Genomic DNA, 25,972 nt, shown 5'->3' on the forward strand with positions numbered 1-25,972 from the left:
GCGCTCTCCCCGGGCCGGTCGACGCCCACAGGTCGCCGCCGCCCGGTGTTCTCGCTGTCGGATGCGGCTGTCAGCGTAGGACGCGGGCGGTGCTTCCTGATCGACGTGCGGCAGGGATCACGCCGTGACCAGTAGCTTCGTCGTCGGGTTCACCTTTGCAGCCGGCGCGGTCGCCAGGGCCCGGCGTGGCGGCGGCGCAGCCAGCGGGGCAGGCGGCGCCGGGGCACGAACATGCCGATGTCGTCCGCCGCGTTGTCGGCGTAGCCGCGTAGCTGGCAGCCGCCGAGCGGGGTACGGTCGCGCAGCGCGCCCCGGAGCAGCGCCAGCGACTCGGCGTCGACGTCGCGGTGTAGGCGCCCGAAGTGACCCAGCGACTGCAACGCGTTCGCCCTGGTCTGCGCGTTCCGCGACCGGAGCCCCCGCTTGATCCGGGGAAGGACGACGGCGGGCGGGTGGAACTCGTCCAGCACCAGCCAGAGAAGCGCCGTCCCGGCCCCGGGCTCCGTACGCGTCAGGGCCGCATCGGCCTTCTCCGGGCAGTCGCATTCGTCGAACTCTGGGTCGGTCGCCCGCTCGCTCACCCGGCATCGGTGACTTCTGCGTTGCCGCTGGTACGGCCGATGATCAGCGCGGCGACACAGTACAGCGCCATTCCGGCCGCCCCGCAGCCCACGATGATCTCCAGCGGTCGGTCGAACCCGACCCCACCTGGGAGAGGAGGACGCCGGACATCGCGACCTGTTGCGTCCAGAGCAGCCAGCGCGGGATCTTGCCCAAAGCGCATCGCCCCTTCCGGCGTCACCTGTCGAGAGGCGTAACCGCCACCGACCGATCGTCGACGAGGCATCGACACGGGTCGGAGGAGCGTAACCAGAGGGCCGCTGTGGCAGGCGGCAGAAACGGTACGAGGGCCGTCCCACCGGTGGGGTCGGCCCTCGCGTTCGTGCTGCTCAGCGAGCGGAGGATACGAGATTCGAACTCGTGAGGGTGTTAACCCAACACGCTTTCCAAGCGTGCGCCCTAGGCCTCTAGGCGAATCCTCCGCAGACGAGGATACAGGTCCCCGGCGGGTGGGCCACCCCACCACCCCCTGAAGATCGACGCGGCGTCGGGTAGGGTTGGCGGTACCTCCCGTGCGGCGGTATCTCGTGAACCTCCCCAGGGCCGGAAGGCAGCAAGGATAAGCGGGCTCTGCCGGGTGCACGGGAGGCCTTTTTTGTCTCCGGGTCCCGGTAACGTCCCTGCGGGTCAGGTCACGGGGTGGTGGGTGGTCACCCGCGCCCGACCGGCGCAGAATGGCTCGGTCGAGAGGAGGCGGGACGAGTGGCACTGGCGCTCTACCGCAAGTACCGGCCGCGTACCTTCGCCGAGGTCATCGGGCAGGAGCACGTCACCGAGCCGCTGTCGCAGGCGCTGCGCAGCGGGCGGCTCAACCACGCCTACCTCTTCTCCGGCCCACGCGGCTGCGGCAAGACCTCCAGCGCCCGGATCCTGGCCCGCTCGCTGAACTGCGAGCAGGGTCCGACGCCGGAGCCGTGCGGGCAGTGCGACTCCTGCCGCGAGCTGGCCACCGACGGCGGCTCGATCGACGTACTGGAGATCGACGCGGCCAGCCACGGCGGCGTCGACGACGCCCGCGAGCTGCGCGAGAAGGCGATCTTCGCGCCGGCCAGGAGCCGCTTCAAGATCTACGTCATCGACGAGGCCCACATGGTCTCGTCGGCCGGCTTCAACGCCCTGCTCAAGCTGGTCGAGGAGCCGCCGGAGTACGTCAAGTTCATCTTCGCGACCACCGAGCCGGAGAAGGTCCTCGGCACGATCAAGTCGCGGACCCACCACTACCCGTTCCGGCTGATCCCGCCGAAGGTGCTCCGGCCCTACCTGGAGCAGCTCTGCGAGGCCGAGAACGTCGCCGTCGAGCCGGCGGTCTTCCCGCTGGTGGTGCGCGCCGGCGGCGGCAGCGCCCGCGACAGCCTCTCCGTGCTCGACCAGCTCATCGCCGGGGCCGGGCCGGAGGGGGTCACCTACTCCCGGGCCGCCGCCCTGCTCGGCGTGACCGACGCCGCCCTCATCGACGAGATGTGCGACGCGCTGGCGGCCGGGGACGGCGCGACGGCGTACGCGACCGTCGACCGGGTCGCCGAGGCCGGGCACGACGCGCGCCGGTTCGCCTCCGACCTGCTGGAGCGGCTGCGCGACCTGATCGTGCTCCAGCAGGTGCCGGACGCCGCCGCCAAGGGCCTCATCGACGGCCCGGCCGACCAGATCGAGCGGATGGCCGCCCAGGCCCAGCGGCTCGGCCCGGCGACGCTGTCCCGCTGCGCCGACATCGTGCACAACGGCCTGGTGGAGATGCGCGGCACCACCGCGCCCCGGCTGCTGCTGGAGCTGATCTGCGCCCGGATGCTGCTGCCCGGCGCCGACGACAGCACCGGCGGCCTGCTCCAGCGCCTCGAACGCATGGAGCGCCGGCTCACCCTCGCCGGCACCGACGCGCCGCCGCCCGCCGCCGGCCCCGCGCCGGTCGCCGCCCCTCCTCCCGTACGCCCCGAAGCCCCCGCCCCGACTGCGGCTGCCGCCGCGCCCGACCCGTCGCCCGCCGGCCCGCCGGCGGCTGCCGGCGCCCAGTCCGGCGCTGCGGCTGCCCGCGCGGCGGCTCTGGCCGCCACCGGTTCCCGTGCGGCGCAGGCAGCCCCGGGCGCTACGGAGCCGGTGGGCGCGCCCGCCGGTGGCCCGCCCGCCGATGCTCCCGCCCGCCGTCCGGTGCCCCCCTCGGCGGTGCTGCCCGACCCGGCCACCCCCGCCCCGCCCCGCCCCGGCGTGGCTGCCGGGGGCGACCTGGACGCGGTCGCGGTGCGCCGGGTCTGGCCGGACATCGTCGCGAAGGTCAACCGGATCAAGAAGCCGGCCGCCGCGCTGATGCGCGACGCGGTGGTTCGTGACGTGGATGGCGACACCCTGGTGCTGACCGTGAAGTCGCCGGTGCTCGCGCAGATGATGGGCAACCACACGTCGGTGCTGGCTGAGGTGCTCTACGAGGAGTTCGGTGGCCGCTGGCAGATCCGCTGCGAGGTGGCCGGCGAGCGGGGTGGCACGTCACTCGGTGGCTCGTCCCGCCCCGCCGCTGCGGCCCGCCTGGCATCCCCGCCGTCGGCAGCCCCCGCCCACCAGGACCGGACCGGCGCCGGCCCGTCCGTCGCCGGCCCGTCTGGTGGCGGTGCGTCCGGTGGTGGCGCGTCCGGCGGCGGCCCGTCCGGCGGCGGTGCGTCTGGTGGTGGCCCGTCTGGTGGTGGCCCGTCCGGTGGCGGCCCGTCTGGTGGCGGCGCGGGCGGCGGCATGTCCGGTGGCCCTACCGGCCCAGGCGGCCCGAGTGGCCTGACCGGCCCAGGCGGCCCGAGTGGCTCGAATGGCCTGACGGGCCAAGGCGGCCCGAGCGGCCCGAATGGCCTGACCGGCGCGAGCGGCCCGGGCAATCCGGGCAGTCCGAGTGGCACGGGCAATCCGGGCGGCCCGGGCGGTCCGGGTGGTCCGAGTGGCTTGACCAGCGTGAGCGGCCCGGCCGGCCCGAATGGCCTCAGTGGTGCGGCCGGCGGGCCTGGCGGCGCGGGTGGTGCTGCGGGCGGCCAGGGCGGGGCGACCCGACCCACCTCCGGCGCTGGTGCGTCGGGGAGCGGCGGTGCTCCCGCCGCTGCCGACGTCGCCGAGGACTGGCCCGAGCCGGCCCGCCCGGGTGGCGCGGCCGGGGGCGGTGACGACTGGCCCGAGCCCGCCCGCCCGGGTGGCGCGGCGGGGGGTGGCGACGACTGGCCGGAACCGGCTCGGCCGGGTGGTGCGTCGGCCGTCACGTCGACCAGCGGTACGGCAGCCGCTGCCCCGGCGGCGACCGGCCTGCCCGGCGCAGCGGCGACCACCCGGCCGGCGAGCGCCGCCACGGCGTCGGCGAGCGCCGCGCCCGCCGTACCGAAGCCCGCCGGTCCCTCGGGTGCGCCGCAGCAGGCCGCGCCCGCCGGCCCCCCGGTGAGCAGCGCGATCGCGGCGGCGCGGGCGGCTGCGGCGGGACGCGGTCCGCGTACCGGCCAGCCGGTCCGGAAGACCGCGGACGCCGACTGGGCCGGCGAGCCGCCGTACGACCCGGACTTCGACGGCCCGGTGCGCGGCGGCGGGGGACGCCCCGGCGGTGCCCGGCCGGCGGCCCCGAACTTCGAGGGCTTCGACCCGGGTGACGAGCCGCTGGACGAGGTCATCGACGAGCAGACCGCGCGCGAGTCCAGCGAGGAACAGGCGGTACGACTGCTCCGCGAGGCGTTCGGCGCAGAGAAGATCGACGAGGTCGACGCCCGATAGCCCTCCCCGACGCCGACACTGGCACCGACGCGGAGGGCACGCCGACTCGGGGGCACGCCTCGCCCTGACCGGCGAGGCGAAGGCGGCAGATCTTGGCAGGAATCGGCCCCTATGGGGGCACTCCGGTACCAAGATCTCTGGCGACGACGCGCCGGGCGAGGTGGGCGCGGTGGGGGTCAGGCGGGCCAGGCCGGGAGGCCGTGGGGGTGTGCCTCGGCCAGCAGGCGTTCCGGGCCGGTGCCGAGCCGGGCGCGGAGCTGGAAGTCGTTGCGGGCCTCCCGCGGGTGCGGCTCGAAGGACAGGTGGGCGACCGGCGCGTCGGTGCCACCGGCGGCGGCCAGCCGGTCCAGCTCGGCGGTGACCCGCGCCCACTCCTCGGCCGGGACGTACTGGCGCATCACCGAGTGCCACACCACGGTCAGCGTGCCGGGGCGCGGGGTGATCCCGGCGAGGAAATCGGCCGCCCCCGCCGCGACGACCCGGGCCGGCAGTCGCCCGGCCAGCTCCAGCGCGCCGGCCAGCCGGGCCGCGCGGGCGGTGTGCTCCGGCCAGAGGTACGCCCGCAGCGCGAGCGCGCCGTCGGAGTCGCCCGGGTCGAGCGGACTGACGTCGCAGCCGAGCCGCTCCACCACGGTCAGCTCGGGGTACGCCTCGGCCGCCGCCCGCAGCCACTCGGGCGCCCCGCCCCGCCAGGCGTCCGGCAGTCGTACCGGGGAGTCGGCCGGTCCCCAGGCGAAGCCGGCGGCCTCGACGCGGAACCGGTCGGCGCGCAGGTTCAGCCCGGCGCTCGCGCCCAGCTCGACGAGGCGCACCGGCAGCCCGCCCACCTCGTGGACGGCGTGCAGCAGGCCGGCCAGCAGCAGGTTGGCCCGGCCGGTCTCGTTGGTCTGGGGCGACCGGCGCAGCCAGCCGCGCAGCGTGTCGTGCTCGGCCTCGACGACCGCCCGGAACGCGGCCCAGCAGTCTGGGGCGTCCGCCGCCCGGTACGCCCCACCCGCGCTGGGGTAGTACCGGGCCAGCTCGGGCGCCCGGCCGGACAGCACCAGCGCGTGCACCCCGCCGAGCAGGCGTAGCGACACGAGGGCGTCGGGGTCGGCGTCCTCGTACCCCTTGATGACGGTGGCGCACGGGCCGCCGGCCCGCACGTCACCGGCGGCGCGCGCCAGCAGGTGGGCGTAGAGGGCGGCGTCCATGTCGGCGCAGGCCCGGGCCTGTCGTTCCATGGCCGCCGCGGCCTGTTTCCGGGACATCGGCCACCTCCGTCCGGTCGGTTCCGTGATCGTGCGCCCGGACCCGCCGCGAGGGAAGCACCGGGCGGGGCGAGGCTGCTCACAGCCGATAGGCTGAGCGGCGGCCGAGCAGACGAGTGCGAGAAGGAGCCATCCGTGCGCCCAGGTGGACAGCCGAACATGCAGCAGATGCTGAAGCAGGCGCAGAAGATGCAGCAGCAGATCGCCAAGGCGCAGGCCGAGCTCGCCGAGGCGGAGCTGACCGGCACCGCCGGCGGGGGCCTGGTCACCGCGACCGTCGCCGGCAGCGGCGAGCTGAAGTCGATCAAGATCGACCCGAAGGCGGTGGACCCGGAGGACGTGGAGACCCTGGAGGACCTCGTCGTCGCGGCCATGCACAACGCCGCCGAGGCGGCGCGGGAGCTGACCGAGAAGAAGATGGGCCCGGTCACCGGCGGCATGGGCGGCCTCGGCCTGCCCGGTTTCTGAGCGGCAGATGTACGAGGGCGCCATCCAGGACCTGATCGACGAGCTGGGGCGGCTGCCGGGCGTGGGCCCGAAGAGCGCCCAGCGGATCGCCTTCCACGTCCTGTCCGCCGACCCGGCCGACGTCAACCGGCTGGCCGGGGCGTTGCGCAAGGTCAAGGAGCTGGTGCGGTTCTGCACCAGTTGCTACAACGTGGCCGAGTCCGACCGGTGCCGGATCTGCCGCGACCCGCGCCGCACGGACGAGGTGCTCTGCGTGGTCGAGGAGCCGAAGGACGTGGTCGCGATCGAGCGGACCGGCGAGTTCCGGGGCCGCTACCACGTGCTCGGCGGGGCGATCAATCCGCTGGAGGGGATCGGGCCGGACAATCTGCGCATCCGTGAGCTGATGACCCGGCTCAGCGACGGCACCGTGCGGGAGTTGATCCTGGCCACGGATCCGAACACCGAGGGCGAGGCGACCGCGACGTACCTGGCGTTGATGGTCAAGCCGATGGGCATCTCGGTGACCCGGTTGGCGAGCGGCCTGCCGGTCGGCGGCGACCTGGAGTACGCCGACGAGATCACGCTCGGCCGCGCCTTCGAGGGCCGGCGCGCAGTCTGACGTTTCCGCGATGGTCGGCACCCGATTCGGGTGCCGACCATCGCCGTACGGGTACTGTCGGGTCCACTGTGGGGTCTGACATCGGAGCGATGCAGGCGACGATCGATGTAACAAATCGGCATCGGTCAACCCGGACATAGCGCCCCTTTGTTGGCGGTCCGGAACAGCCGCTGAGGCGGTGCGCATCGGTTAAGACACGATCCGGTACCAACCGGTTCCGCGACGGTTTCCCGCCGGTCCGAACGGCGGCTAAGGTCACGGCGATCGGTGACCCCTGTCACCACGATTGTCCGTAACCCCAAGGACGAGGTGAAGCACCCATGCGTGCATCCAGGCCGAAGGTCGCCCTCGCGGCCGTCGCGGTCGCGGCCCTCGCGGTAGCAGGCTGCGCCGAGAGCAACCGCGATGACAGTTCCGGCGGTAGCAAGAAGGACACCCTCGTCTTCGGCGTAGCCGGAGATCCGAAGGTGCTCGACCCGAGCTTCGCCAGCGACGGTGAGTCGCTGCGCGTGGCGCGTCAGGTCTTCGAGACGCTGGTCCGTCCGGAGGAGGGTGGCACCAAGGTCACCCCCGGTCTGGCCGAGACCTGGACCCCGGACGCCGCCGGCACCACGTGGACCTTCAAGCTGCGCTCCGGCGTGAAGTTCCACGACGGCACCGAATTCAACGCCGAGGCGGTCTGCAAGAACTTCGACCGCTGGTACAACGCCAAGGGCCTCATGCAGAGCCCGGACGTGACCCCGTACTGGCAGGACGTCATGGGCGGCTTCGCCAAGAACGAGAGCGCGGACCTGCCGCCGAGCCTCTTCAAGTCCTGCACCGCCAAGGACGCCACGACGGTCGACCTGGCCTTCACCCGGGTCTCCAGCAAGATCCCGGCCGCGCTGATGCTGCCCTCGTTCTCGATGCACAGCCCGACCGCGCTGGAGAAGTACGACGCCAGCAACGTGGGCGGCACCGCCGAGGACATCAAGTACCCGGCCTACGCCACGGCGCACCCGACCGGCACCGGCCCGTTCAAGTTCAAGTCCTGGGACGTCGCCAACAAGACGCTCACCATCGAGCGCAACGAGGACTACTCGGGCACCAAGGCCAAGCTGAAGACCCTCATCTACAAGACGATCTCGGACGAGAACGCGCGCAAGCAGGCGCTGCGCTCCGGCGACATCCAGGGGTACGACCTGGTCGGCCCGGCCGACGTCGAGCCGCTGAAGGGTGAGGGCTTCAACGTCCTGACCCGCCCGGCGTTCAACATCCTCTACCTGGCCATGAACCAGAAGGGGAACCCGAAGCTCGCCGACGTGAAGGTCCGCCAGGCCATCGCGCACGCGCTGAACCGGCAGGCTCTCGTCGACTCGAAGCTGCCCCCGGGCGCCAAGGTCGCCGACAACTTCATGCCGGACACCGTCGAGGGTTGGAACGGCGACGTCACCAAGTACAACTACGACCCGGCGAAGGCGAAGGCGCTGCTGGCCGAGGCCGGCGCGACGAACCTGACCCTGCGGTTCCACTACCCGACCGAGGTCACCCGGCCGTACATGCCGAACCCGAAGGACATCTTCGAGTTGCTCTCGGCGGACCTCAAGGCGGTCGGCATCACCGTCCAGGCCATCCCGCTCAAGTGGAGCCCGGACTACCTGAACGCCACCACCTCGGGCAACAAGCACGACCTGCACTTCCTCGGCTGGACCGGTGACTACGGTGACGGCTACAACTTCATCGGCACCATGTTCGACCGGCCGAAGGCCGAGTGGGGCTTCACCAACAAGGCCCTGTTCGACCAGTTCAAGGACGCGGACAGCACCGCCGACGTGGCGGCCCGGACGGAGAAGTACAAGGCCCTGAACAAGGCCATCATGGACTTCCTGCCCGGCGTCCCGGTGTCGCACTCGCCGCCGGCGATCGTGTTCGGCAAGGACGTGACCGGGGTCAAGGCGAGCCCGCTCACCGACGAGCGGTTCTCCACCGCCGAGTTCAAGTCCTGATCTGACGCTCCGAGTCGTGGGGGGGGGGGGGGGGGGGGGGGGGGGGGGGGGGGGGGGGGGGGGGGGGGGGGGGGGGGGGGCCCCCCCCCCCCCCCCCCACGACCCTCCGTACCCCTTTCGAGGCCGCCGTGTTCCGGTTCATCGTCAGACGCCTGCTTCAGCTGATACCCACGCTGTTCGGGCTCTCCCTCCTGCTGTTCATCTGGCTCCGCCGACTGCCTGGCGGTCCCGAGACCGCCATCCTCGGTGAGCGCGGGACGCCCGAGATGCGCGCCGCGATCCGGCGCAACATGGGCCTCGACGAGCCGATCCTGGTGCAGTACGGCCGGTTCGTGCGGCGGTTGATCCGCCTCGACCTGGGCACGTCGACCTCCACCAAGCGGACGGTGGTCACCGAGTTCGTCGAGCGCTTCCCCGGCACGGTGGAGCTCTCCGTCACGGCGATGCTGATCGCGGTCGGCGTTGGCATCCCGCTGGGCTACCTGGCGGCCCGACGCCGCGGCCGGATGCTGGACCACCTCTCGGTCGGCGGCTCACTGATCGGCATCTGCATCCCCGTCTTCTTCCTCGCGTACGTGCTCAAGGCGATCTTCGCGGAGAACCTCGGCTGGTTCCCGGCGAGCGGCCGGCAGGACCCGACGCTCGGGGCGACGCGGATCACCAACTTCTTCGTCCTCGACGGGATCATGACCCGGGAGTGGGACGCCGCCGCCGACGCGCTCTGGCACCTGGTGCTGCCGGCCGTCGCGCTGGCCAGCATCCCGCTGGCGATCATCGTCCGGATCACCCGTGCCAGCGTGCTGGAGGTGCTCAACGAGGACTTCGTACGCACCGCCGAGGCGAAGGGCCTGACCGAGAGCACGGTCCGGCGCCGGCACGTGCTGCGCAACTCCATGCTGCCGGTGGTCACCTCGATCGGCCTGCTCACCGGTGGCCTGCTCTCCGGCGCGGTGCTGACCGAGACCGTCTTCGCCTTCAGCGGCATCGGAGCCTTCATCTACGAGGCGATCAGCCAACGTGACTATCCCGTGCTGATGGGCTTCATCCTGATCATCGCGGTGGTGTACGTGCTGGTGAACCTCCTGGTCGACCTCTCCTACAGCCTGATCGACCCGAGGGTGAGGGTCCGATGACGATCACCGGCGGCACCAAGAAGGAAAAGATCGACCGGCTCGCCGAGCTGGCGGCCCGGGAGGACGAGCGCGGCGTCAGCCTCTGGAAGGAGGCGTTCCGCCGGCTGCGGCGCAACCCTGCTGCGATCGTCGGCGCGGTGATCCTGAGCCTGTTCCTGCTGGTCGCCATCCTCGGGCCGTTCTTCGTCCCGCACGCCCCGGACGCCCAGCTCTGGAAGAGCGAGATCCGTCTCGGCGACTTCCCCGGCTTCCGCGGCGAGAACTGGTTCGGCGTCGACCACATCGGTCGCGACGAGTTCAGCCGCATGATCGTCGGTGCCCGGCAGACCCTGCTGGTCGGCGTGGTCTCCACCCTGATCGGCCTCGCGGTCGGCTCGCTGATCGGCGGGATCGCCGGCGCTGCCGCCGGCCTCGGCGGCCGGTGGGGCCGGGCGGTCGACAACGTGCTGATGCGTTTCGTCGACATGCTGCTGGCCATGCCGAGCCTGCTGCTGGCGATCAGCATCGCCGCCCTGCTCGGCGCCGGGCTGACCACGGTCATGATCGCGGTCGGCGTGGTGTCGGTGCCGGTCTTCGCCCGGCTGCTGCGCGGCTCGATGATCTCCCAGGCCAACAGCGACTACGTCCTGGCCGCCGTCTCGCTGGGCGTGAAGAAGCCGAAGATCGCGCTGGCCCATGTGGTGCCGAACTCGCTCGCCCCGGTCATCGTGCAGGCCACCCTCACCCTGGCCACCGCGATCATCGAGGCTGCGGCGCTCTCCTTCCTCGGGCTCGGCAACAACGACGCCTCCATCCCCGAGTGGGGTGTGATGCTCGCCGACGCGCAGCAGTACCTCGACTCCGCGCCCCGGCTGGCGATCCTGCCCGCCCTCGCCATCATCGTCACCGCGCTGGGCTTCACCCTGCTCGGCGAGGCGATGCGCGAGGCACTCGACCCGAAGCTGCGGAAGTAGGGCCGGTGAGCGCGAGGAGTGAGCTTGCGAGCCCCGCAGTCGCGAACGAAAGGCGGGCCCGACATGGCTCTGCTTGATGTCGAAGATCTCTCCGTCACCTTCGCCCGGCGCGGTCAGCGCGCCGTGCACGCCGTCGACGGGGTCTCCTTCTCCGTCGACGCGGGCGAGGTGGTCGGCCTGGTCGGCGAGTCCGGCTGCGGCAAGAGCGTCACCTCGCTGGCGATCATGGGCCTGCTGCCGAAGCAGCCGGGCCTGCGCGTCGGCGGCAAGGCGGTCTTCGACGGCACGGACCTGCTCCAGCTCGACGACCGGTCCCGGCGGGACATCCGGGGCCGCGACGTCGCGATGATCTTCCAGGACCCGCTCTCGTCGCTGAACCCGGTGATCCCGATTGGGTTGCAGGTCACCGAGGTGCTCACCCGGCACCGGGGGATGAAGGGCGCGGCGGCGGAGAAGGAGGCGGCGGCGCTGCTCGACCGGGTCGGCATCCCCGACCCGAAGCGGCGGCTGAAGGAGTACCCGCACCAGCTCTCCGGTGGCATGCGCCAGCGCGCCCTGATCGCGATGGCGGTGGCCTGCCAGCCCCGGCTGCTGATCGCCGACGAGCCGACCACGGCGCTGGACGTCACCATCCAGGCGCAGATCCTGGAGCTGCTCAAGGAGCTGGTCCGGGACTCCGGTACCGCCCTGGTGATGATCACGCACGACCTGGGCGTGGTCGCCGGCCTGTGCGACTCCATCAACGTGCTCTACGGCGGCCGGGTGGTGGAGACGGCCCGCCGTCGCCCGCTGTTCCGCGAGCCCCGCCACCCGTACACCGTGGGGCTGCTCGGCTCGGTGCCGCGCCTGGACGCCGGGCGCGGCGAGCGGCTGAACCCGATCCCGGGCTCGGTCCGCGACCTGCTGCCCTGGACGGACGGCTGCGCCTTCGCGCCGCGCTGCACGCGGCGGGTCGACGAGTGCGTGGGGGAGCCGCCCGCGCTGGTGCACGCCCACGACGGCCGCAGCTACCGTTGCGTCAACCCGGCGCCGGTGCCCGGCACCGTGCCCCGGCCGGCCGCCAGCAGCACCGTGCCTGCGCAGGTGCCGGCCGCCAGCAGCACCGCCCCGGCGGAGGCGCCGGCCGCCACCGCCCCGGCGGCGGAGGCGACCGCGGGCCCGGTGCCCGCCCCGCGCGAGGAGGAGAAGCCGTGACCGAGAGCGAATTCCTCGTCGAGGTCCGCGACCTGAAGGTGCACTTCCCGATCCGCACGGGGGTGATCTTCGACCGGACGATCGGCCACGTGAAGGCTGTCGACGGCGTCGACCTCAGCATCCCGCGCGGCAAGACGTACGGCCTGGTCGGCGAGTCCGGCTGCGGCAAGTCGACGCTGGGGCGGGCGCTGCTCCAGCTCACCCCGCCCACCGGCGGCGAGGTCCGGTTCGACGGTGTCGAGCTGACGAAGCTGCCGGCGGGCAAGCTGCGGTCGATGCGCCGCCGCATGCAGATGATCTTCCAGGACCCGATGTCGAGCCTGGACCCTCGGCAGAACGTCGAGTCGATCCTCACCGAGGGCCTCCAGGCCCACGGCATCGGCGGCAACCGGGACGAGCGACGCCGGGTCATCGGCGAGACCCTGGACAAGGTCGGCCTGCCCCGCTGGGCGCTCTCCCGCTACCCGCACGAGTTCTCCGGCGGCCAGCGGCAGCGCATCGGCATCGCCCGGGCGCTGGTGCTCGGGCCCGACCTGATCGTCGCCGACGAGCCGGTCTCCGCGCTCGACGTGTCGATCCAGGCCCAGGTGGTGAACCTCCTCGACGACCTCCAGGACACCCTCGGCCTGACCTACCTGGTGATCGCGCACGACCTCGCGGTGGTGCGGCACATCTCCGACACCGTCGGCGTGATGTACCTGGGCGCGCTGGTCGAGGAGGCGCCGAGCGACCGGCTCTACACGGGGCCGATGCACCCGTACACGCGGGCGCTGATGTCGGCGGTGCCGGTGCCGGACCCGGACGTGGAGGACCGCCGCGAGCGCATCCTGCTCGCCGGCGACCTGCCCTCGCCGGCCAACCCGCCGGCGGGCTGCCGGTTCCACACCCGCTGCCCGTGGGCGCAGCCGACCCGCTGCGCCGACGAGCGGCCCGCGCTGCGGGATGTCGGCGGCAGCCGGGTCGCCTGCCACTTCGCCGAGCGGATCGCCAGCGGGGAGTTGCGCCCGCACAAGGTCAGCGTGCAGCTCACCCGCCCACTCGGCGAGGGCGAGGAGCCGCACACCGTCTCCGCCCCCAACGAGCCCGGCTCGTACGTCTGATCCACGTCGCGGACGCGGCCCCCGTCGAGGGGCCGCGTCCGGACGGTCGGCGGGTCAGCCCTCCGGGCGGTGCAGGAGCGCGACCGCGATGCCGTGCACCGCGTCCAGCCCGGCCGGGTCGGCCAGCGCGACCGTGCCGCCGGTGACCTTGTACCACTCGTCGGCGTCCCGGTACTGCACCGTCAGCGTCACCTGGCCGTCGGCGTACGCGGTGCGCAGGGTCAGCTCGCCGGTGACCACCCCGACCTCGTCGGTCATCACCCCGCCCGGGCCGGGCACGACGTCGGCCGTACGCTCCCGCGCGGCGGTCGACGTGCCCTCGGCGTCGGCGGCCATCCCGGCCCCCGGCACGCCGGTGGTCGTGCCGGCCGCGCCGTCCGCCGTCATGCCGGCCGTGGTCGGCCCGGCCGGCGCGCTGCCGGTGGCCGCCGCCGCGTCCTCCCCGGTGGCGTCCGGCGTCTGCTCCGGGGCGGGGGTCGCCCCGGCTCCGGTCACGGCTTGCTCGCCCATGTGCAGCCCTCCAGCATGTCGGTCAGGGCGGCCTTCTCGGCGCTGGTCACCGTGAGCCGCCAGTGGTGCTTGACCGTCACCCAGTTGTCGGCGTACTGGCACCAGAACGCCCGGTTCGCCGGCTTCCACTGGGACGGATCCTGGTCACCCTTTGCCCGGTTGGAGGACGCGGAAACCGCGATGAGCTGCGGCCGGTCCAGGTCGTTGGCGAACTCGCCACGCTTCGCGTCGTCCCACTCGTCGGCGCCCGAGCGCCACGCGTTCGCCAGCGGCACGGTGTGGTCGATGTCCACGTCGGACGGGTCGGTGAACGCGCGGCCGTCGTAGACGCTCTCCCAGTGGCCGCCGACCACGTTGCAGCCGGAGAGCTTGATGTCCTCCCCGTCGCGTTTCAGCACGCTGTCGCGTACGTCGCAGTTCTTGCCGGTGTCCCGCCAGTGCGGGAAGCGGCTGCGGCTGTAGCCCTTCATCGACCCGGCGGTGGCCACGGTGAGTTGGGTCAGCTTCTGCGCGGCGTTGCCGCCGCTACCACCGCTGCTCGGCGCGACGTCCGGCTCGTCGACGGCGACACAACCGGCCGCGCCGAGCGCCAGCGCCGCGGCGAGCGCGGCCGTCACTACGGCGCGCGGTCCTGATCTGGTACGCACAGACGACACCTCTCCAGCTTGCGGGCTCCCGGCGATCCCGCACAGTACCCGGGACCGCTTTCGGCGATTCGTGGCGTCTCTCATATCGTGCGGGGCAGATTGGACGCCATGACCGAAACCACGCCCGCGCTCCGGCTGGGCACCGCGCACGGGCGGGGCACCCTGCTCGCCGCCGTCCTCGCCTCCGGCATGGTCTTCCTCGACACCACCGTGGTCAACGTGGCGCTGCCCCGCCTCGGTGCGGACCTGGACGCGACCGTCTCCGGTCTTCAGTGGACGGTCAACGGGTACCTGCTGATGCTGGCCGCCTTCGTCCTGCTCGGCGGCGCGCTCGGCGACCGCTTCGGGCGGCGGCGGGTCTTCCTGCTCGGGGTGGTCTGGTTCACCCTCGCGTCACTGCTCTGCGGCCTGGCCCAGGGCACCGAGTGGCTGATCGCGGCCCGGTTCCTCCAGGGCGCCGGGGGCGCGCTGCTCACCCCCGGCTCGCTGTCGGTGCTCCAGGCCAGCTTCCACCCGGACGACCGGGGCCGCGCCATCGGCGCCTGGTCGGGGCTGTCCGGCGTCTCCACGGCGCTCGGCCCCTTCCTCGGCGGCTGGCTGGTCGACGCGCTCTCCTGGCGGTGGATCTTCTTCCTCAACCTGCCGCTGGCCGTGCTCGTGGTGCTGGCGGCGCTGCGCTGGGTGCCGGAGAGCCGGGACGAGGCCGCGTCCCGCACCGGGGGGCCGGGACGTCACCGCCGCCGGTTCGACGTGGCCGGCGCACTGCTCGGCGCGCTCGCCCTGGCCGGCGTCACGTACGCGCTGATCGACGCCCCCGTCCGGGGCCTCGACTCGGTGCCGGTGCTCGCCGCCATCCTGGCGGGCGTGGCCGGCGCGGTGGCCTTCGTGCTGGTCGAGCGGCGCCGGGGGGACGGCGCGATGCTGCCCACCGGCCTGTTCGGCAGCCGGCTCTTCTCGGTGCTGAACGTCTTCACCGTGCTCGTCTACGCGGCGCTGGGCGGCTTCACGTTCTTTTTCGCCGTCTACCTGCAGAACGTGGTCGGCTGGTCGGCGCTGCTCACCGGGGTCGCGCTGCTGCCGATGACGGTGCTGCTGCTGGTCGGCTCGGCGCGGGCGGGCGCGCTGTCGGCGCGGATCGGGCCGCGGCTGCCGCTGACCGTCGGGCCGGTGGTCGCCGCCGCGGGGCTGGTGCTGCTGCGCGGCGTCGGCCCCGGCGCGTCGTACTGGCGGGACGTGCTGCCCGGGGTGGTGCTCTTCGGGATCGGGCTGACGCTGGTGGTGGCGCCGCTGACCGCCTCCGTGCTGGCCGCGGTCGACGACCGGTTCGCCGGCGTGGCGAGCGGCTTCAACAACGCGGCGTCCCGGGCGGGTGGCCTGCTGGCGGTGGCCGCGCTCCCGCTGCTGGTCGGGCTCTCCGGCTCCGGCTACGCGCAGCCGGCCGCGCTGACCGGCGCGTACCGGGGCGCGATGCTCTGGTGCGCCGGCCTGCTGCTGGCCGGGGCGGCGATGGCCGCCCTGCTCATCCACCGCCCAGCGGAGCGGTAGGAAGGGCACCCTGCCGCAGCAGGATGCCCTTCCTTACCCGAAGGTCAGGCGCGGGCGCGGTTGACGGCGCTCGTCACTGCCTTCACGGAGGCGGTGACGATGTTCGCGTCGGTGCCGACGCCCCAGACCGTACGACCGTCGACCTCGCACTCCACGTAGGCGGCGGCCTGCGCGTCCCCGCCGGAGGAGAGCGCGTGCTCGTGGTAGTCGAGCACCCGTACCGCCACGCCCACCGACTGGAGCGCGTTGACGTACGCGTCGATCGGGCCGTTGCCGACGGCGGTCAGCGAGCGGGGCTCCCCGCCCAGGCCGACGCGGGCCTCGATCTCGACCTTGCCCTCGGCGGTGCCGATGGCGTAGCCGTCCAGGGCGAGCGCCGGGTCGACCTGGTGGTCGATCAGGTAGTGCGTGGCGAAGATTTCCCACATGGTGCCCGGGTCGACCTCGCCGCCGTCGTGGTCGGTGACCTGCTGGACCACGCCGGAGAACTCGATCTGGAGCCGGCGCGGCAGGTCGAGCTGGTGCTCGCTCTTCATGATGTACGCGACGCCGCCCTTGCCGGACTGCGAGTTGACCCGGATGACCGCCTCGTAGGTGCGGCCCAGGTCCTTCGGGTCGACCGGCAGGTAGGGCACCGCCCAGGTGTGCTGGTCGATCGGCACGCCGGCCGCCGCCGCGTCCTTAGCGAGCGCGTCGAAGCCCTTCTTGATCGCGTCCTGGTGGGAGCCGGAGAAGGCGGTGTAGACGAGGTCGCCCGCGTACGGGTGGCGCTCGTGCACCGGCAGCTGGTTGCAGTACTCGACGGCGCGCCGCACCTCGTCGATGTTCGAGAAGTCGATCATCGGGTCGATGCCCTGGGAGAAGAGGTTCAGCCCCAGCGTCACCAGGTCGACGTTGCCGGTGCGCTCGCCGTTGCCGAACAGGCAGCCCTCGACCCGGTCGGCGCCGGCCAGCAGCCCCAGCTCGGCGGCGGCGACGCCCGTGCCCCGGTCGTTGTGCGGGTGCAGGCTCAGCACCAGGCTGTCCCGCCGGGGCAGGTGCCGGTGCATCCACTCGATCGAGTCGGCGTAGACGTTCGGCATGGCCATCTCGACGGTGGCCGGCAGGTTGACGATCAGCTTGCGGTCCGGGGTCGGGTCGATGACCTCGATGACCTTGGCGCAGACCTCCAGCGCGTACTCCAGCTCCGTGCCCGTGTAGGACTCGGGCGAGTACTCGTAGTGGATGTCCGTGTCCGGAGTGTGGATCTCCGCGTACTTGCGGCAGAGCCGCGCGCCCTGGGTGGCGATGTCGGCGATGCCGTCGCGGTCCAGGCCGAAGACCACCCGCCGCTGGAGCGTGGAGGTCGAGTTGTAGAAGTGCACGATGGCCCGTCGCGCGCCGCGCAGCGAGTCGAAGGTGCGGTCGATCAGGTGCTCCCGGCACTGGGTGAGCACCTGGATCGTGACGTCCTCCGGGATCAGGTCCTGCTCGATGAGCTGGCGTACGAAGTCGTAGTCCGTCTGGCTGGCCGAGGGGAAGCCGACCTCGATCTCCTTGTAGCCCATCTGCACGAGCAGCTGGAACATCCGGCGCTTGCGCTCCGGCGACATCGGGTCGATCAGCGCCTGGTTGCCGTCGCGCAGGTCCACCGCGCACCAGCGCGGCGCGGCCTCGACGTGCCGGGTCGGCCAGGTGCGGTCGGGCAGGTCGAGCCGGAACTGCTGGTGGTACGGCTGGTAGCGGTGGTGCGGCATCCGGCTGGGGCGCTGCCGGGCGATCGGGTCGGTCTCAGCGTCGGCGATGGGTTGAGCCATGACGGAGTGCTCCCTGGAACATGTGGCGTCAGCAATCGGAAGGTGTCGGCCAGGTGCCGGGCGACGGTGCCCGGGCGGTTGCCGATGGGAAGTTTCGGATGTGCTGGACGGCGCGGTTCGACTCCGCGACGAGGTGCCGGCCTTCAGGCCTCGTCGCGGCGACCAAGGAGAAGGTACGCCCGCCACATGACCAGGTAACCCTACGTGGCGGGCCGGGGTGCGGGAAGGCGGGTCCGGACTATGAGACGCACTTCGCAGCCTGGCTGGTCAGCAGGAGTTCGGCCAGGGGAAGCCGGCGGCGCAGGCCGGTCTCGGAGCGCAGCAGGTCGGCCGGGAGGCTGAGCGGGTCGCCGAGCTGCCCGACGGCCGCCACCACGTGCGGTCGTACGTCCGCCGGCAGGTCGAGGTCGGCGGCCAGGCCGGCGTGGTCGAGGTCGTGCAGTTGGCGTACGTGCAGGCCGAGCGCGGTGGCCTGCACGGTGAGGTGGGCGACGGCCTGGCCCAGGTCGTACGCGTGCCTGGCCGATCCGCTCCGGTGCGCGCCGAGCAGCAGGGCGGCGGCGCGCTGCGCCCACCGCTGGTCGGCCTCCGGCAGGTTGACCAGGATCCGCTTGAACGTCTCGTCGTCGCGGTGTCCGAGCGCGAACCGCCACGGTTGGGCGTTGCCGGCCGAGGGCGCCCAGCGGGCCGCCTCCAGCAGCGCGGACGCGTCCTCGCGGGACAGCTCCGCCACCGGGTCGAAGGATCGGGGGCTCCAGCGGAACGCGAGCAGCGGGGTGAGGTCGGCCATGGGGTAAGTGTCCCGTAAGGGCGATTCAGTGGTTAAGGGTGGGATGTCCGAATGTGGCGAACGGCACCCGTAACGTCACGGCTGGTCACGGCGTTCCCGCGCTCGGGCTCGTGGTCGCCTCCGCGGTCGGATCAGGAGCCGCCGTGCCGAGCGGCTCGGCGTCGACCACCGGCCCGGCCAGCTGCACGGTGGCCGGGGCGGGCGCGGGCGTCCCGGCGAGGATCAGCGTGCCGGACGCGGTGCGCACCGCCGTGGGCGTGCCGTCGGCGTCGTAGCAGTAGATCCCCACGTCCAGCGGCGCGTTGATCGACGCCGAGGTGGTCTCGACCGAGTAGCAGGCGCCGGACGCGCCGGGCGGCGGCTCGGCGGGGGAGACGGCGAGCGGGGCCCGCCGGTCGGTCAGCACGTCCAGCCAGTCGGTGAACGGGTGCTGCACCCGGGGGTCGAGCCGGCGGGGCACGGCCTCGTCCCGGTCGCCGAGGCGTACGCAGGTCGCCGGCTCGGGCCGGGCGGCGGACGGCAGGGCGCACTGGAACAGCCCGTCGGCGGTGGCGGCGAACGAGACGTCGGCGGTTCCGCCGAGCGCGCCGCCCGGCACGTCGACCCGCCAGCTCCCGTCGTTCGCGCTGGTCACCAGGATCGTCCGGTCCGGGGACTCCGGGGCGCGCAGCGTGTAGCTGGCGACGAGGTGCCGATCCTGTGCGGCGGCCGCCAGCGCCGCCAGTTCGTCGCGCGCCGCGCCCACCCCCGCCGGCACCGGTGTCGAAGTGGGCGTGGGCCGGGTGACCGGTTCGTCGGCGGTGCAGGCGACGAGGAGCGCGGGCAGGGCGAGCGCGAGCGGACCGGCCAGGCGTCGGGCCGGACGCGCCGGCGGGCGCGCGGGCTTCGCGGGAGGGCCGGCCGGGCGGAGATGGGCGTGCACGGGGCCATTCTGCGGCCCGGAGACGACGCGCGGGGGCCCTGCCACGCGCGGCGCCCCGGCGTGTCGCGCACCACGTCGCCCCGGGCCGCTGGGCCGGATCGTGGGATCACCTGACCCGGCCGAGTCGCGCGACCGATACCCTGGGTGCGTCTGACACGCGCCGCCGGCCCTGATCCGGCGGCGTCGGCACGCTCAGGGTCGTCGCTGGGAGGGAGTGCACCGTCGTGGCACTCGTGGTGCAGAAGTACGGCGGGTCCTCCGTCGCCAACGCGGAGCGGATCAAGCGGGTGGCCGAGCGCATCGTCGCCGCCCGCAAGGCCGGCGACGACGTCGTCGTGGTGGTCTCCGCCATGGGGGACACGACCGACGAGCTGCTCGACCTGGCCAACCAGGTCAGCCCGTTGCCGCCGGGCCGCGAGCTGGACATGCTGCTCACCGCCGGGGAGCGGATCTCCATGGCGCTGCTCGCCATGGCCATCCACAACCTGGGGTACGAGGCCCGCTCGTTCACCGGCTCGCAGGCGGGCGTGATCACCACGTCGGTGCACGGCCGGGCACGGATCATCGACGTCACGCCGGGGCGGCTCAAGGGCGCACTCGACGAGGGCGCGGTGGTCATCGTCGCCGGCTTCCAGGGCGTCTCGCAGGACACCAAGGACGTCACGACGCTGGGCCGGGGCGGTTCCGACACCACCGCCGTGGCGCTCGCCGCCGCGCTGCACGCGGACGTCTGCGAGATCTACACCGACGTGGACGGCGTCTTCACCGCCGACCCGCGGATCGTGCCGAACGCGCGGCACATCACCCAGATCACCTACGAGGAGATGCTGGAGCTGGCCGCCTGCGGCGCCAAGATCCTGCACCTGCGCAGCGTGGAGTACGCCCGCCGGGCGGGCTTGCCGATCCACGTCCGTTCGTCATACTCGACCAACACCGGCACGATGGTCACCGGATCGATGGAGGACCTTCCCGTGGAGCAGGCACTGATCACCGGCGTCGCGCACGACCGCAGCGAAGCCAAGATCACGATCGTGGGGGTGCCCGACGAGCCGGGCGCCGCCGCGCGGATCTTCGACACCGTGGCCGGCGCCGAGATCAACCTCGACATGATCGTGCAGAACGTCTCCACCGAGGGCACGGGCCGCACGGACATCTCCTTCACGCTGCCCAAGGCCGACGGCCCGACGGCCATGGCCGCCCTGAGCAAGATCCAGGAGTCGGTCAAGTTCAAGGGCCTGCTCTACGACGACCACGTCGGCAAGGTCTCGCTGATCGGGGCCGGCATGCGCTCGCACCCCGGCGTCGCGGCCGGCTTCTTCGCCGCCCTCGGCGCGGCCGGGGTGAACATCGAGATGATCTCCACCTCGGAGATCCGGGTTTCCGTGGTCTGCCGCGACACCGACCTGGACGCCGCCGTGCGCGCCATCCACGAGGCCTTCGACCTCGGCGGCGACACCGAGGCCGTCGTCTACGCGGGGACGGGACGGTAGCCACCGTGTCGCCGCTGCCCACCCTGGCCGTGGTCGGGGCGACCGGTGCCGTCGGCACGGTGATGTGCGAGCTGCTCAGCGGCCGCAAGAACGTCTGGGGCGAGATCCGGCTGCTCGCCTCCGAGCGCTCGGTCGGGCGGCGGCTGCGCTGCCGGGGCGAGGAGCTGACCGTCCAGGCGCTGACCCCGGAGGCGTTCGACGGCGTCGACGTGGCGATGTTCGACGTCCCGGACGAGGTCTCCGCGCAGTGGGCGCCAATCGCGGTCGATCGCGGCGCCGTCGCGGTGGACAACTCCGGCGCCTTCCGGATGGACCGCGACGTCCCGCTGGTGGTGCCGGAGATCAATCCCGAGCAGGTACGCAACCGGCCGAAGGGGATCATCGCCAACGCCAACTGCACCACGCTGGCGATGATCATCGCGATCGCCCCGCTGCACCGCGAGTACGGGCTGCGCGAACTGGTGCTCGCCTCCTACCAGGCGGCCTCCGGCGCCGGCCAGAGCGGCGTGGACACCCTGCACGCCCAGCTCACCAAGATCGCGGGGGACCGGGTGCTCGGCTCCCGCCCCGGCGACGTACGCCAGGCGGTCGGCGACGACGTGGGCCCGTTCCCCGCGCCGCTGGCGCTCAACGTGGTGCCCTGGGCGGGTTCCCTGGCCGACGCGGGATGGTCGTCCGAGGAGATGAAGCTGCGCAACGAGTCGCGCAAGATCCTCGGGCTGCCCGACCTGAAGGTCTCCGCCACCTGCGTACGGGTGCCGGTGGTGACCGGCCACTCCGTCGCGGTGCACGCGGTCTTCGCCACCGAGGTGGCCGCCGAGGGCGCCCGCGAGGTGCTGCGGAACGCGCCCGGGGTGATCCTGGTCGACGATCCGGCCGCGGGCGAGTTCCCGATGCCCATCGACGCGGTCGGCACCGACCCCTCCTGGGTGGGCCGGATCCGCCGCGCCGTCGACGACCCCCGCGCCCTGGACTTCTTCGTCACCGGCGACAACCTCCGCAAGGGCGCCGCCCTGAACACGGCCCAGATAGCCGAACTCCTGGCCAAGGAACTCACCCCCCGCTGAGCCACCCCCGGCACGTCTCACGCCGGCGTGCCGAGGCACTGCCCGCGCGGCGCTCCGAGTCGCTGCCGCGAGGGTTTGCTCGCGTGGCGCTCCGTCGCGCAGAGCACGAGGCGACGAACCTCGGCGCCGAGGCGCTGCCGCTCGACCGGCTCGGCCGGCCGCCGGCCATGACCCCGGAGAAGGTCGCGTACGCGCTACAGCTGCTCGCCGAACCGAACCGCACGATGACCTCGATCGCCAAGCTCCTCGGCGTCTCTCGCAGCACCCTGTACAACGCGCTGCCTGGCATCGTTCCGGCCCAACGCGACGACCAGGCCGCCCTGCAAGACCGGTGAGCGGCGGCATTGGTGCTGTCTGGTTCGTGATCGGCGCGCTGATCTACGTCGGCTACGGCTACCGCCGGTCGGCGCTGGCCCGGCGCTGCCCGTCCGGTCCCTCCGGCTCGTCCGGTCCGTCGGGGCGCTCCGGGTCGGTCGGGCGGTAGCCGAGGGCGGGCGGGAAGGCCAGCAGCAACGCCATCCCGAGGCCGGCGAGCACCCCGGACAGCGAGTTGAGCACGTCGGAATCGGCGCTGTTGATGGCGGGGTTGCCGGCCAGCGCGGTCAGCGGCGCGCCCGGGTTGAGCGGCAGGGTGCCGATGACCACGATCAGCAGCATCGCGTACGGGCCGAACAGGGTTGCCAGGGCGGCGAGGGCGTGCCACCGCCAGACCGGCCGCCCGCCCGGCCAGTCCCAGGCCAGCAGGGTGACCCCGGTCAGCAGCACCGCGCCGAGCAGCACTCCGGGCAGGATCCGCGAGCCGGGCGGCACCGCCCGCACCAGCAGGACGGCGGCGGCGGCCGCCGCGCCGATCCCGACCGCCAGCCGCTGCCGGGCCGGGTGCCACCCCGGGGCCGCCGCCAGCGCGCAACCGAGGGTCAGGGCGAGCAGCAGCAGGCTCGTGACGACAGCTGCCCGGTTCAGTTCCGGCTCCCGGTCGGTCGGTGACTCGATGCCCGCGGCGATCAGCACCGACACTCCGGTGACGCAGGCGGTGGCGACCAGCGCCCGCCGATCGCGGCCACCGCGCTGGCGGCGTACGGCGAGGGCGGCGGCACCGGCGACGGCCGCGCAGCCGGCGACGGCGAGCAGCACGGTGAAACCCGCGCCGGTGGGGTCGGCCCGGTCCACGGCTACGTCGACGGCCATCCACGCGCCGCCCAGCAGCACCGCCGGAACGCTCCACCGGCGGTTGCCGCCACCGGCCAGCACGAGCCCCGCCACCGCCCCGACGATCGCGACGAAGCGCAGGTCGCGGGCCCAGTAGGCGTTGTTGCCGCGCAGTGCCTCGGGCCACGGCCCCACCTGCTCCGTCAGTGGTTGCAGGACGATCATCCCGAGCGCCCAGAGCACCGCGGCGACCGCAGCGAGGAGGAGCCCGGCAGGACGTATGCGCATGGCCCGCACCCTAGTCGGCCGTCCCCCCCGACCGGCGGCCCCGGACGGCCGTGAGGCCGCACCGCGAACCGGTGCGGGCCCACGAGGGCTGGGGTGGGTGCTATCGCTTGTTGCCGGTGTTGCCGGTGTTGCCGACCGGACCGACGCGGGCCCCGTGCCCGGCCCGAGGTTGGCGGTAGGGCGGTGGCCGAGACCGCGCTGCACACCCGGTGGCACGCCGGCGTCGCCCGGGTCGAGATGCCCACGAACGAGCAGAAGCCGGTGAACGTCGCCCGCCGCCGACGGTGACCGGACGGAGGCGGTCAGGCGGGGGCCAGGCGTACGCCGTCGCGGCCGTGGTGCTTCACCGCGTAGAGCGCCTGGTCGGCGCGGCGCAGCGTGGCCTCGGGTGACTCGCCGGGGCGGGGAAGGGCCACCCCGACGCTGATCGTGCGGCCGATCCGCCGCGCCGCCTCGGCCAGGCGCTCGGCGATCCGGACCGCCTCCTCGGGGCGCCCCACCTCGATCACCGCCACGAACTCGTCGCCGCCGATCCGGTAGAGCTCGTCGCCGTGCCGCAGCGCCCCCTCCAGGGCCCGGGCCAGCCGGACGAGCACCCGGTCGCCGGCCTGGTGGCCGTACGTGTCGTTGACGGCCTTGAAGCCGTCCACGTCGATCGCCAGCAGGGCCGTACGCCCCGGGGTGGCCACGGCGATCCGCTGGCCGAACGGCCCCGTGTGCCGCAGCCCGGTCAACGGGTCCGAGTTGGCCTGCTCGCGCAGGCGGGCCAGGGTACGCAGCCGGTCGAGGCAGCTCCACGCCTGGCCGGCGAGCAGCTCCAGCAGGTTGACGGTGGTCGGGTCGGGGCGCAGCAGCCGTTCGTCGGCCACCAGCAGCACCCCGCCGTCGTCGGGCCGGCCGACGGGCACGGCGACCAGCGTGCGCACCCCGGCCCGGGTCAGCGGCCGGTGGTCGGGCACGGGCGGGTGTCCCGCCTCGCCGAGCGTGTAGCCCACGCCGTGGCGGTGGGCGCGAGCCACCAGTCCGTCCAGCGCGGCGGGGTCCGCCTCGGTCAGCTCCGCCCGAATCCGGGCCTCCAACTCGCCGGGGGTGGCCGGCGGCGTACCCAGGCGGGGCCCGTCCGGGCCGGCGAGCACCAGTACCGCCGCGGAGAGCGTGGACACGTCCCGGGCGGCGGTGATCGCGGCGGCGAACAGGTCCCACTCCGTCGACGCGGAGGTCAGCGCGGCGGCGTGCCGCAGGAGCTTCTCGCTGCGGCTCTCCGGCGGCGGCCCGCCGAGCGCCACGATCCGGGCCCCGAGGCGGGCCGCCAGCCGCTCGGCGGTGTCGCGCCACGGGCCGAGGTCGGCCGGGCCGCACCACTGGAGGTCCAGCACCCCGATGGGCCGGCCCGCCGGGTCCAGCACCGGTACGCACACCTCGGCGGTGACGTCGGGGCGTACCGGGATGTAGTCGGGGTCGGCGGCGACGTCGGGCACGACGGCCGTCTCGCCGGAGGCGTACACCCGGCCCACGATCCCGGTCTTCGGCGGCACGGTGGAGAAGACCTGCCAGGAGCCGGTGGCCGCGACGCAGCGGAGCCGGTCGTGGACGTGCAGCAGGACGGAGATGGTGGCCGGCGCGTGGCGGGCGAGCGCGGTGACGGTCCACCGGCACGCCTCGACGACGGTCGACGCCATGGGGAGGCGGACCGTGACGTCACGGATGACTCGCTCGTGATCCACTCGGCACGTCGTTCCAGGTAGGGAGGGCCGCGACCGGCGGGCGGGCCCGCGATCAAGCGTACTCAGGAAGGCACGCGACCAGCGGGAATCATGATCGTCGACGCTTTCGTACACATGTGCCATCCACAGGCTGTGGACAGGGCCTGTGGGTACGGGCGGGCCGCGCGCCGGGGCTCGCGGCGATAGCGTGAGGGTTCCGGTCGAGTGGAGGCACCGATGCTCATCGCCCAGCTCAGTGATCCGCACCTGACCACCGGCGTGCTCGCCGCCGAGCCGGCCGCCGGCCTGCACCGCGCTCTGGGCCGGGTGCTGGCGCTGAACCCACGGCCCGACTGCGTGGTGATCACCGGCGACCTGGTCGACCGCGGCCGCCCTGACGAGTACGAGACCCTGCGCGAGGTCATCGGCCGGTTCCCGCTGCCGGTGCACCTGGTCGCCGGCAACCACGACGACCGGGAGTCGCTGCTGGACGCGTTCGGGGGCACGCCGTGGCTCGGCGGCGGCTTCTCGGCGCACTACCACGTGGACCACCCGGAGGCGACGGTCGTGGTGCTGGACTCCCTGATGCCGGGCGGGGGCGACGCCGGCTGCCTCGGCGAGGACCAGCTCGGCTGGCTGGACGGGGTGCTGGCCGGTCGACCCGAGGTGCCGGCCGTGGTCTGCCTGCACCACCCGCCGGCGCCGGTCGGCATCCCGTTCCTCGACGACATCGGGTTGACCGACGGCGACGAGCTGGCCGAGGTGGTCGCCCGCCACCCGCACGTGGTCCGGGTGGTCGCCGGGCACGTCCACCGCCCGGTCACCGTGACCTTCGCCGGCACGGTGCTCACCACCGCGCCGAGCACCTGGCGGCAGAGTTCCCTCACCACCAGCGCCGACGACCAGTTCGGCTGGGTCGTCGAACCGACCGGCTTCCTGCTGCACCGGGTCACCGGGGGCGGTTGCGTCACGCACCTGGTGCAGGCCAGCCACGCCGCCGGCATGACCTGCGGCTTCTGAGCGCCGACCGGTCGGCC

Annotated in this window: 23 protein-coding genes, 1 tRNA gene and 1 other RNA gene; 14 read left to right on the forward strand and 11 right to left on the reverse strand. The window is 73.4% G+C overall.

Translation table 11 applies throughout. The features are described 5' to 3' along the window. Positions 1-149: 149 nt before the first annotated feature. The 3 genes from ACPXCB_RS29420 to ACPXCB_RS29430 all read right to left on the reverse strand — a co-directional run bounded on the left by ACPXCB_RS29420 (position 150) and on the right by ACPXCB_RS29430 (position 1,043). Positions 150-581, reverse strand: coding sequence for a hypothetical protein (locus tag ACPXCB_RS29420; RefSeq protein WP_425879186.1), 432 nt, complete (start codon positions 579-581; stop codon positions 150-152). Next, entirely contained in the window at positions 578-853 is a 276-nt protein-coding gene (locus ACPXCB_RS29425) for a hypothetical protein (RefSeq protein WP_425879188.1), read from the reverse strand. The genes ACPXCB_RS29420 and ACPXCB_RS29425 overlap by 4 nt, the downstream gene beginning before the upstream one ends. Before the next feature lie 105 nt (positions 854-958). Beyond that, positions 959-1,043 (reverse strand) — tRNA-Ser (locus tag ACPXCB_RS29430). Between the two features lie 82 nt (positions 1,044-1,125). Between ACPXCB_RS29430 and ffs the strand changes: the two genes are divergently transcribed. Together ffs and ACPXCB_RS29440 are read left to right on the forward strand one after the other, a co-directional pair. Then, positions 1,126-1,215: signal recognition particle sRNA small type (ffs, locus tag ACPXCB_RS29435), an RNA gene on the forward strand. Positions 1,216-1,323: 108 nt separating this feature from the next. Next, positions 1,324-4,344, forward strand: a complete 3,021-nt coding sequence (locus ACPXCB_RS29440) for a DNA polymerase III subunit gamma and tau (protein ID WP_425879189.1) — start codon at positions 1,324-1,326, stop codon at positions 4,342-4,344. Positions 4,345-4,520: 176 nt separating this feature from the next. Here the strand turns inward: ACPXCB_RS29440 and ACPXCB_RS29445 are convergent, their stop codons facing one another. Next, entirely contained in the window at positions 4,521-5,594 is a 1,074-nt protein-coding gene (locus ACPXCB_RS29445) for a DUF2332 domain-containing protein (RefSeq protein WP_425879191.1), read from the reverse strand. 159 nt (positions 5,595-5,753) lie between these two features. Between ACPXCB_RS29445 and ACPXCB_RS29450 the strand changes: the two genes are divergently transcribed. The 7 genes from ACPXCB_RS29450 to ACPXCB_RS29480 all read left to right on the forward strand — a co-directional run bounded on the left by ACPXCB_RS29450 (position 5,754) and on the right by ACPXCB_RS29480 (position 13,028). Next, positions 5,754-6,062: a YbaB/EbfC family nucleoid-associated protein gene (locus ACPXCB_RS29450; RefSeq protein ID WP_357578012.1), complete on the forward strand. Its 309-nt coding sequence runs from the start codon at positions 5,754-5,756 to the stop codon at positions 6,060-6,062. Between the two features lie 7 nt (positions 6,063-6,069). Then, positions 6,070-6,663, forward strand: coding sequence for a recombination mediator RecR (gene recR / locus ACPXCB_RS29455; RefSeq protein WP_151453559.1), 594 nt, complete (start codon positions 6,070-6,072; stop codon positions 6,661-6,663). A gap of 320 nt (positions 6,664-6,983) precedes the next feature. Then, positions 6,984-8,648 (forward strand): ABC transporter substrate-binding protein, encoded by a 1,665-nt coding sequence (locus ACPXCB_RS29460; RefSeq protein ID WP_425879194.1) that lies wholly within the window; start codon positions 6,984-6,986, stop codon positions 8,646-8,648. Between the two features lie 128 nt (positions 8,649-8,776). Next, positions 8,777-9,781 carry an ABC transporter permease gene (locus ACPXCB_RS29465; protein WP_393170478.1) on the forward strand — a complete coding sequence of 335 codons (1,005 nt, stop codon included), beginning with the start codon at positions 8,777-8,779 and terminating at the stop codon, positions 9,779-9,781. Continuing rightward, complete coding sequence (locus tag ACPXCB_RS29470) at positions 9,778-10,734, forward strand: ABC transporter permease (protein ID WP_425879196.1); 957 nt, start codon at positions 9,778-9,780, stop codon at positions 10,732-10,734. Before ACPXCB_RS29465 ends, ACPXCB_RS29470 begins: the two co-directional genes overlap by 4 nt. A gap of 63 nt (positions 10,735-10,797) precedes the next feature. Next, entirely contained in the window at positions 10,798-11,928 is a 1,131-nt protein-coding gene (locus ACPXCB_RS29475; protein WP_425879198.1) for an ABC transporter ATP-binding protein, read from the forward strand. Continuing rightward, entirely contained in the window at positions 11,925-13,028 is a 1,104-nt protein-coding gene (locus ACPXCB_RS29480; RefSeq protein WP_425879199.1) for an ABC transporter ATP-binding protein, read from the forward strand. The genes ACPXCB_RS29475 and ACPXCB_RS29480 overlap by 4 nt, the downstream gene beginning before the upstream one ends. 54 nt (positions 13,029-13,082) lie before the next feature. Here the strand turns inward: ACPXCB_RS29480 and ACPXCB_RS29485 are convergent, their stop codons facing one another. Continuing rightward, positions 13,083-13,538: a hypothetical protein gene (locus ACPXCB_RS29485; protein WP_425879200.1), complete on the reverse strand. Its 456-nt coding sequence runs from the start codon at positions 13,536-13,538 to the stop codon at positions 13,083-13,085. After that, complete coding sequence (locus tag ACPXCB_RS29490; RefSeq protein WP_425879202.1) at positions 13,520-14,185, reverse strand: HNH endonuclease family protein; 666 nt, start codon at positions 14,183-14,185, stop codon at positions 13,520-13,522. The genes ACPXCB_RS29485 and ACPXCB_RS29490 overlap by 19 nt, the downstream gene beginning before the upstream one ends. Before the next feature lie 108 nt (positions 14,186-14,293). Between ACPXCB_RS29490 and ACPXCB_RS29495 the strand changes: the two genes are divergently transcribed. Further along, positions 14,294-15,730 carry an MFS transporter gene (locus tag ACPXCB_RS29495; RefSeq protein WP_425879203.1) on the forward strand — a complete coding sequence of 479 codons (1,437 nt, stop codon included), beginning with the start codon at positions 14,294-14,296 and terminating at the stop codon, positions 15,728-15,730. Between the two features lie 44 nt (positions 15,731-15,774). Here the strand turns inward: ACPXCB_RS29495 and leuA are convergent, their stop codons facing one another. From leuA to ACPXCB_RS29510, 3 genes are all read right to left on the reverse strand, one after another. Beyond that, on the reverse strand, positions 15,775-17,526 hold the full coding sequence (leuA, locus tag ACPXCB_RS29500; RefSeq protein ID WP_425879204.1) for a 2-isopropylmalate synthase: 1,752 nt from the start codon (positions 17,524-17,526) through the stop codon (positions 15,775-15,777). 238 nt (positions 17,527-17,764) lie between these two features. Beyond that, on the reverse strand, positions 17,765-18,316 hold the full coding sequence (locus tag ACPXCB_RS29505; protein ID WP_425879206.1) for a nitroreductase family protein: 552 nt from the start codon (positions 18,314-18,316) through the stop codon (positions 17,765-17,767). An 85-nt stretch (positions 18,317-18,401) separates the two neighbouring features. Continuing rightward, a complete protein-coding gene (locus tag ACPXCB_RS29510) occupies positions 18,402-19,238 on the reverse strand; it encodes a hypothetical protein (RefSeq protein WP_425879208.1) in 837 nt (278 codons plus the stop codon). A 224-nt stretch (positions 19,239-19,462) separates the two neighbouring features. Between ACPXCB_RS29510 and ACPXCB_RS29515 the strand changes: the two genes are divergently transcribed. The 3 genes from ACPXCB_RS29515 (at position 19,463) to ACPXCB_RS29525 (ending at position 22,130) form a co-directional block, all read left to right on the forward strand. Further along, the gene (locus tag ACPXCB_RS29515) at positions 19,463-20,728 is read left to right on the forward strand and encodes an aspartate kinase (protein ID WP_121401692.1); all 1,266 of its coding nucleotides are present in this window, start codon (positions 19,463-19,465) and stop codon (positions 20,726-20,728) included. Positions 20,729-20,733: 5 nt separating this feature from the next. After that, positions 20,734-21,795: an aspartate-semialdehyde dehydrogenase gene (locus ACPXCB_RS29520; protein WP_425879210.1), complete on the forward strand. Its 1,062-nt coding sequence runs from the start codon at positions 20,734-20,736 to the stop codon at positions 21,793-21,795. Positions 21,796-21,878: 83 nt separating this feature from the next. Continuing rightward, complete coding sequence (locus tag ACPXCB_RS29525) at positions 21,879-22,130, forward strand: helix-turn-helix domain-containing protein (RefSeq protein WP_425879212.1); 252 nt, start codon at positions 21,879-21,881, stop codon at positions 22,128-22,130. A 58-nt stretch (positions 22,131-22,188) separates the two neighbouring features. Here the strand turns inward: ACPXCB_RS29525 and ACPXCB_RS29530 are convergent, their stop codons facing one another. Together ACPXCB_RS29530 and ACPXCB_RS29535 are read right to left on the reverse strand one after the other, a co-directional pair. Beyond that, positions 22,189-23,232, reverse strand: a complete 1,044-nt coding sequence (locus ACPXCB_RS29530) for a hypothetical protein (protein ID WP_425879214.1) — start codon at positions 23,230-23,232, stop codon at positions 22,189-22,191. Positions 23,233-23,534: 302 nt separating this feature from the next. After that, positions 23,535-24,956 carry a diguanylate cyclase gene (locus ACPXCB_RS29535; protein WP_425879216.1) on the reverse strand — a complete coding sequence of 474 codons (1,422 nt, stop codon included), beginning with the start codon at positions 24,954-24,956 and terminating at the stop codon, positions 23,535-23,537. A gap of 216 nt (positions 24,957-25,172) precedes the next feature. Here ACPXCB_RS29535 and ACPXCB_RS29540 point away from each other — a divergent pair, with 216 nt between their 5' ends. Beyond that, on the forward strand, positions 25,173-25,955 hold the full coding sequence (locus ACPXCB_RS29540; RefSeq protein WP_425879218.1) for a phosphodiesterase: 783 nt from the start codon (positions 25,173-25,175) through the stop codon (positions 25,953-25,955). Positions 25,956-25,972: the final 17 nt, after the last annotated feature.

Origin of the sequence: Micromonospora sp. DT62, assembly GCF_049847285.1 — a bacterium.
Taxonomy (GTDB): Bacteria; Actinomycetota; Actinomycetes; order Mycobacteriales; family Micromonosporaceae; genus Micromonospora; species Micromonospora reichwaldensis.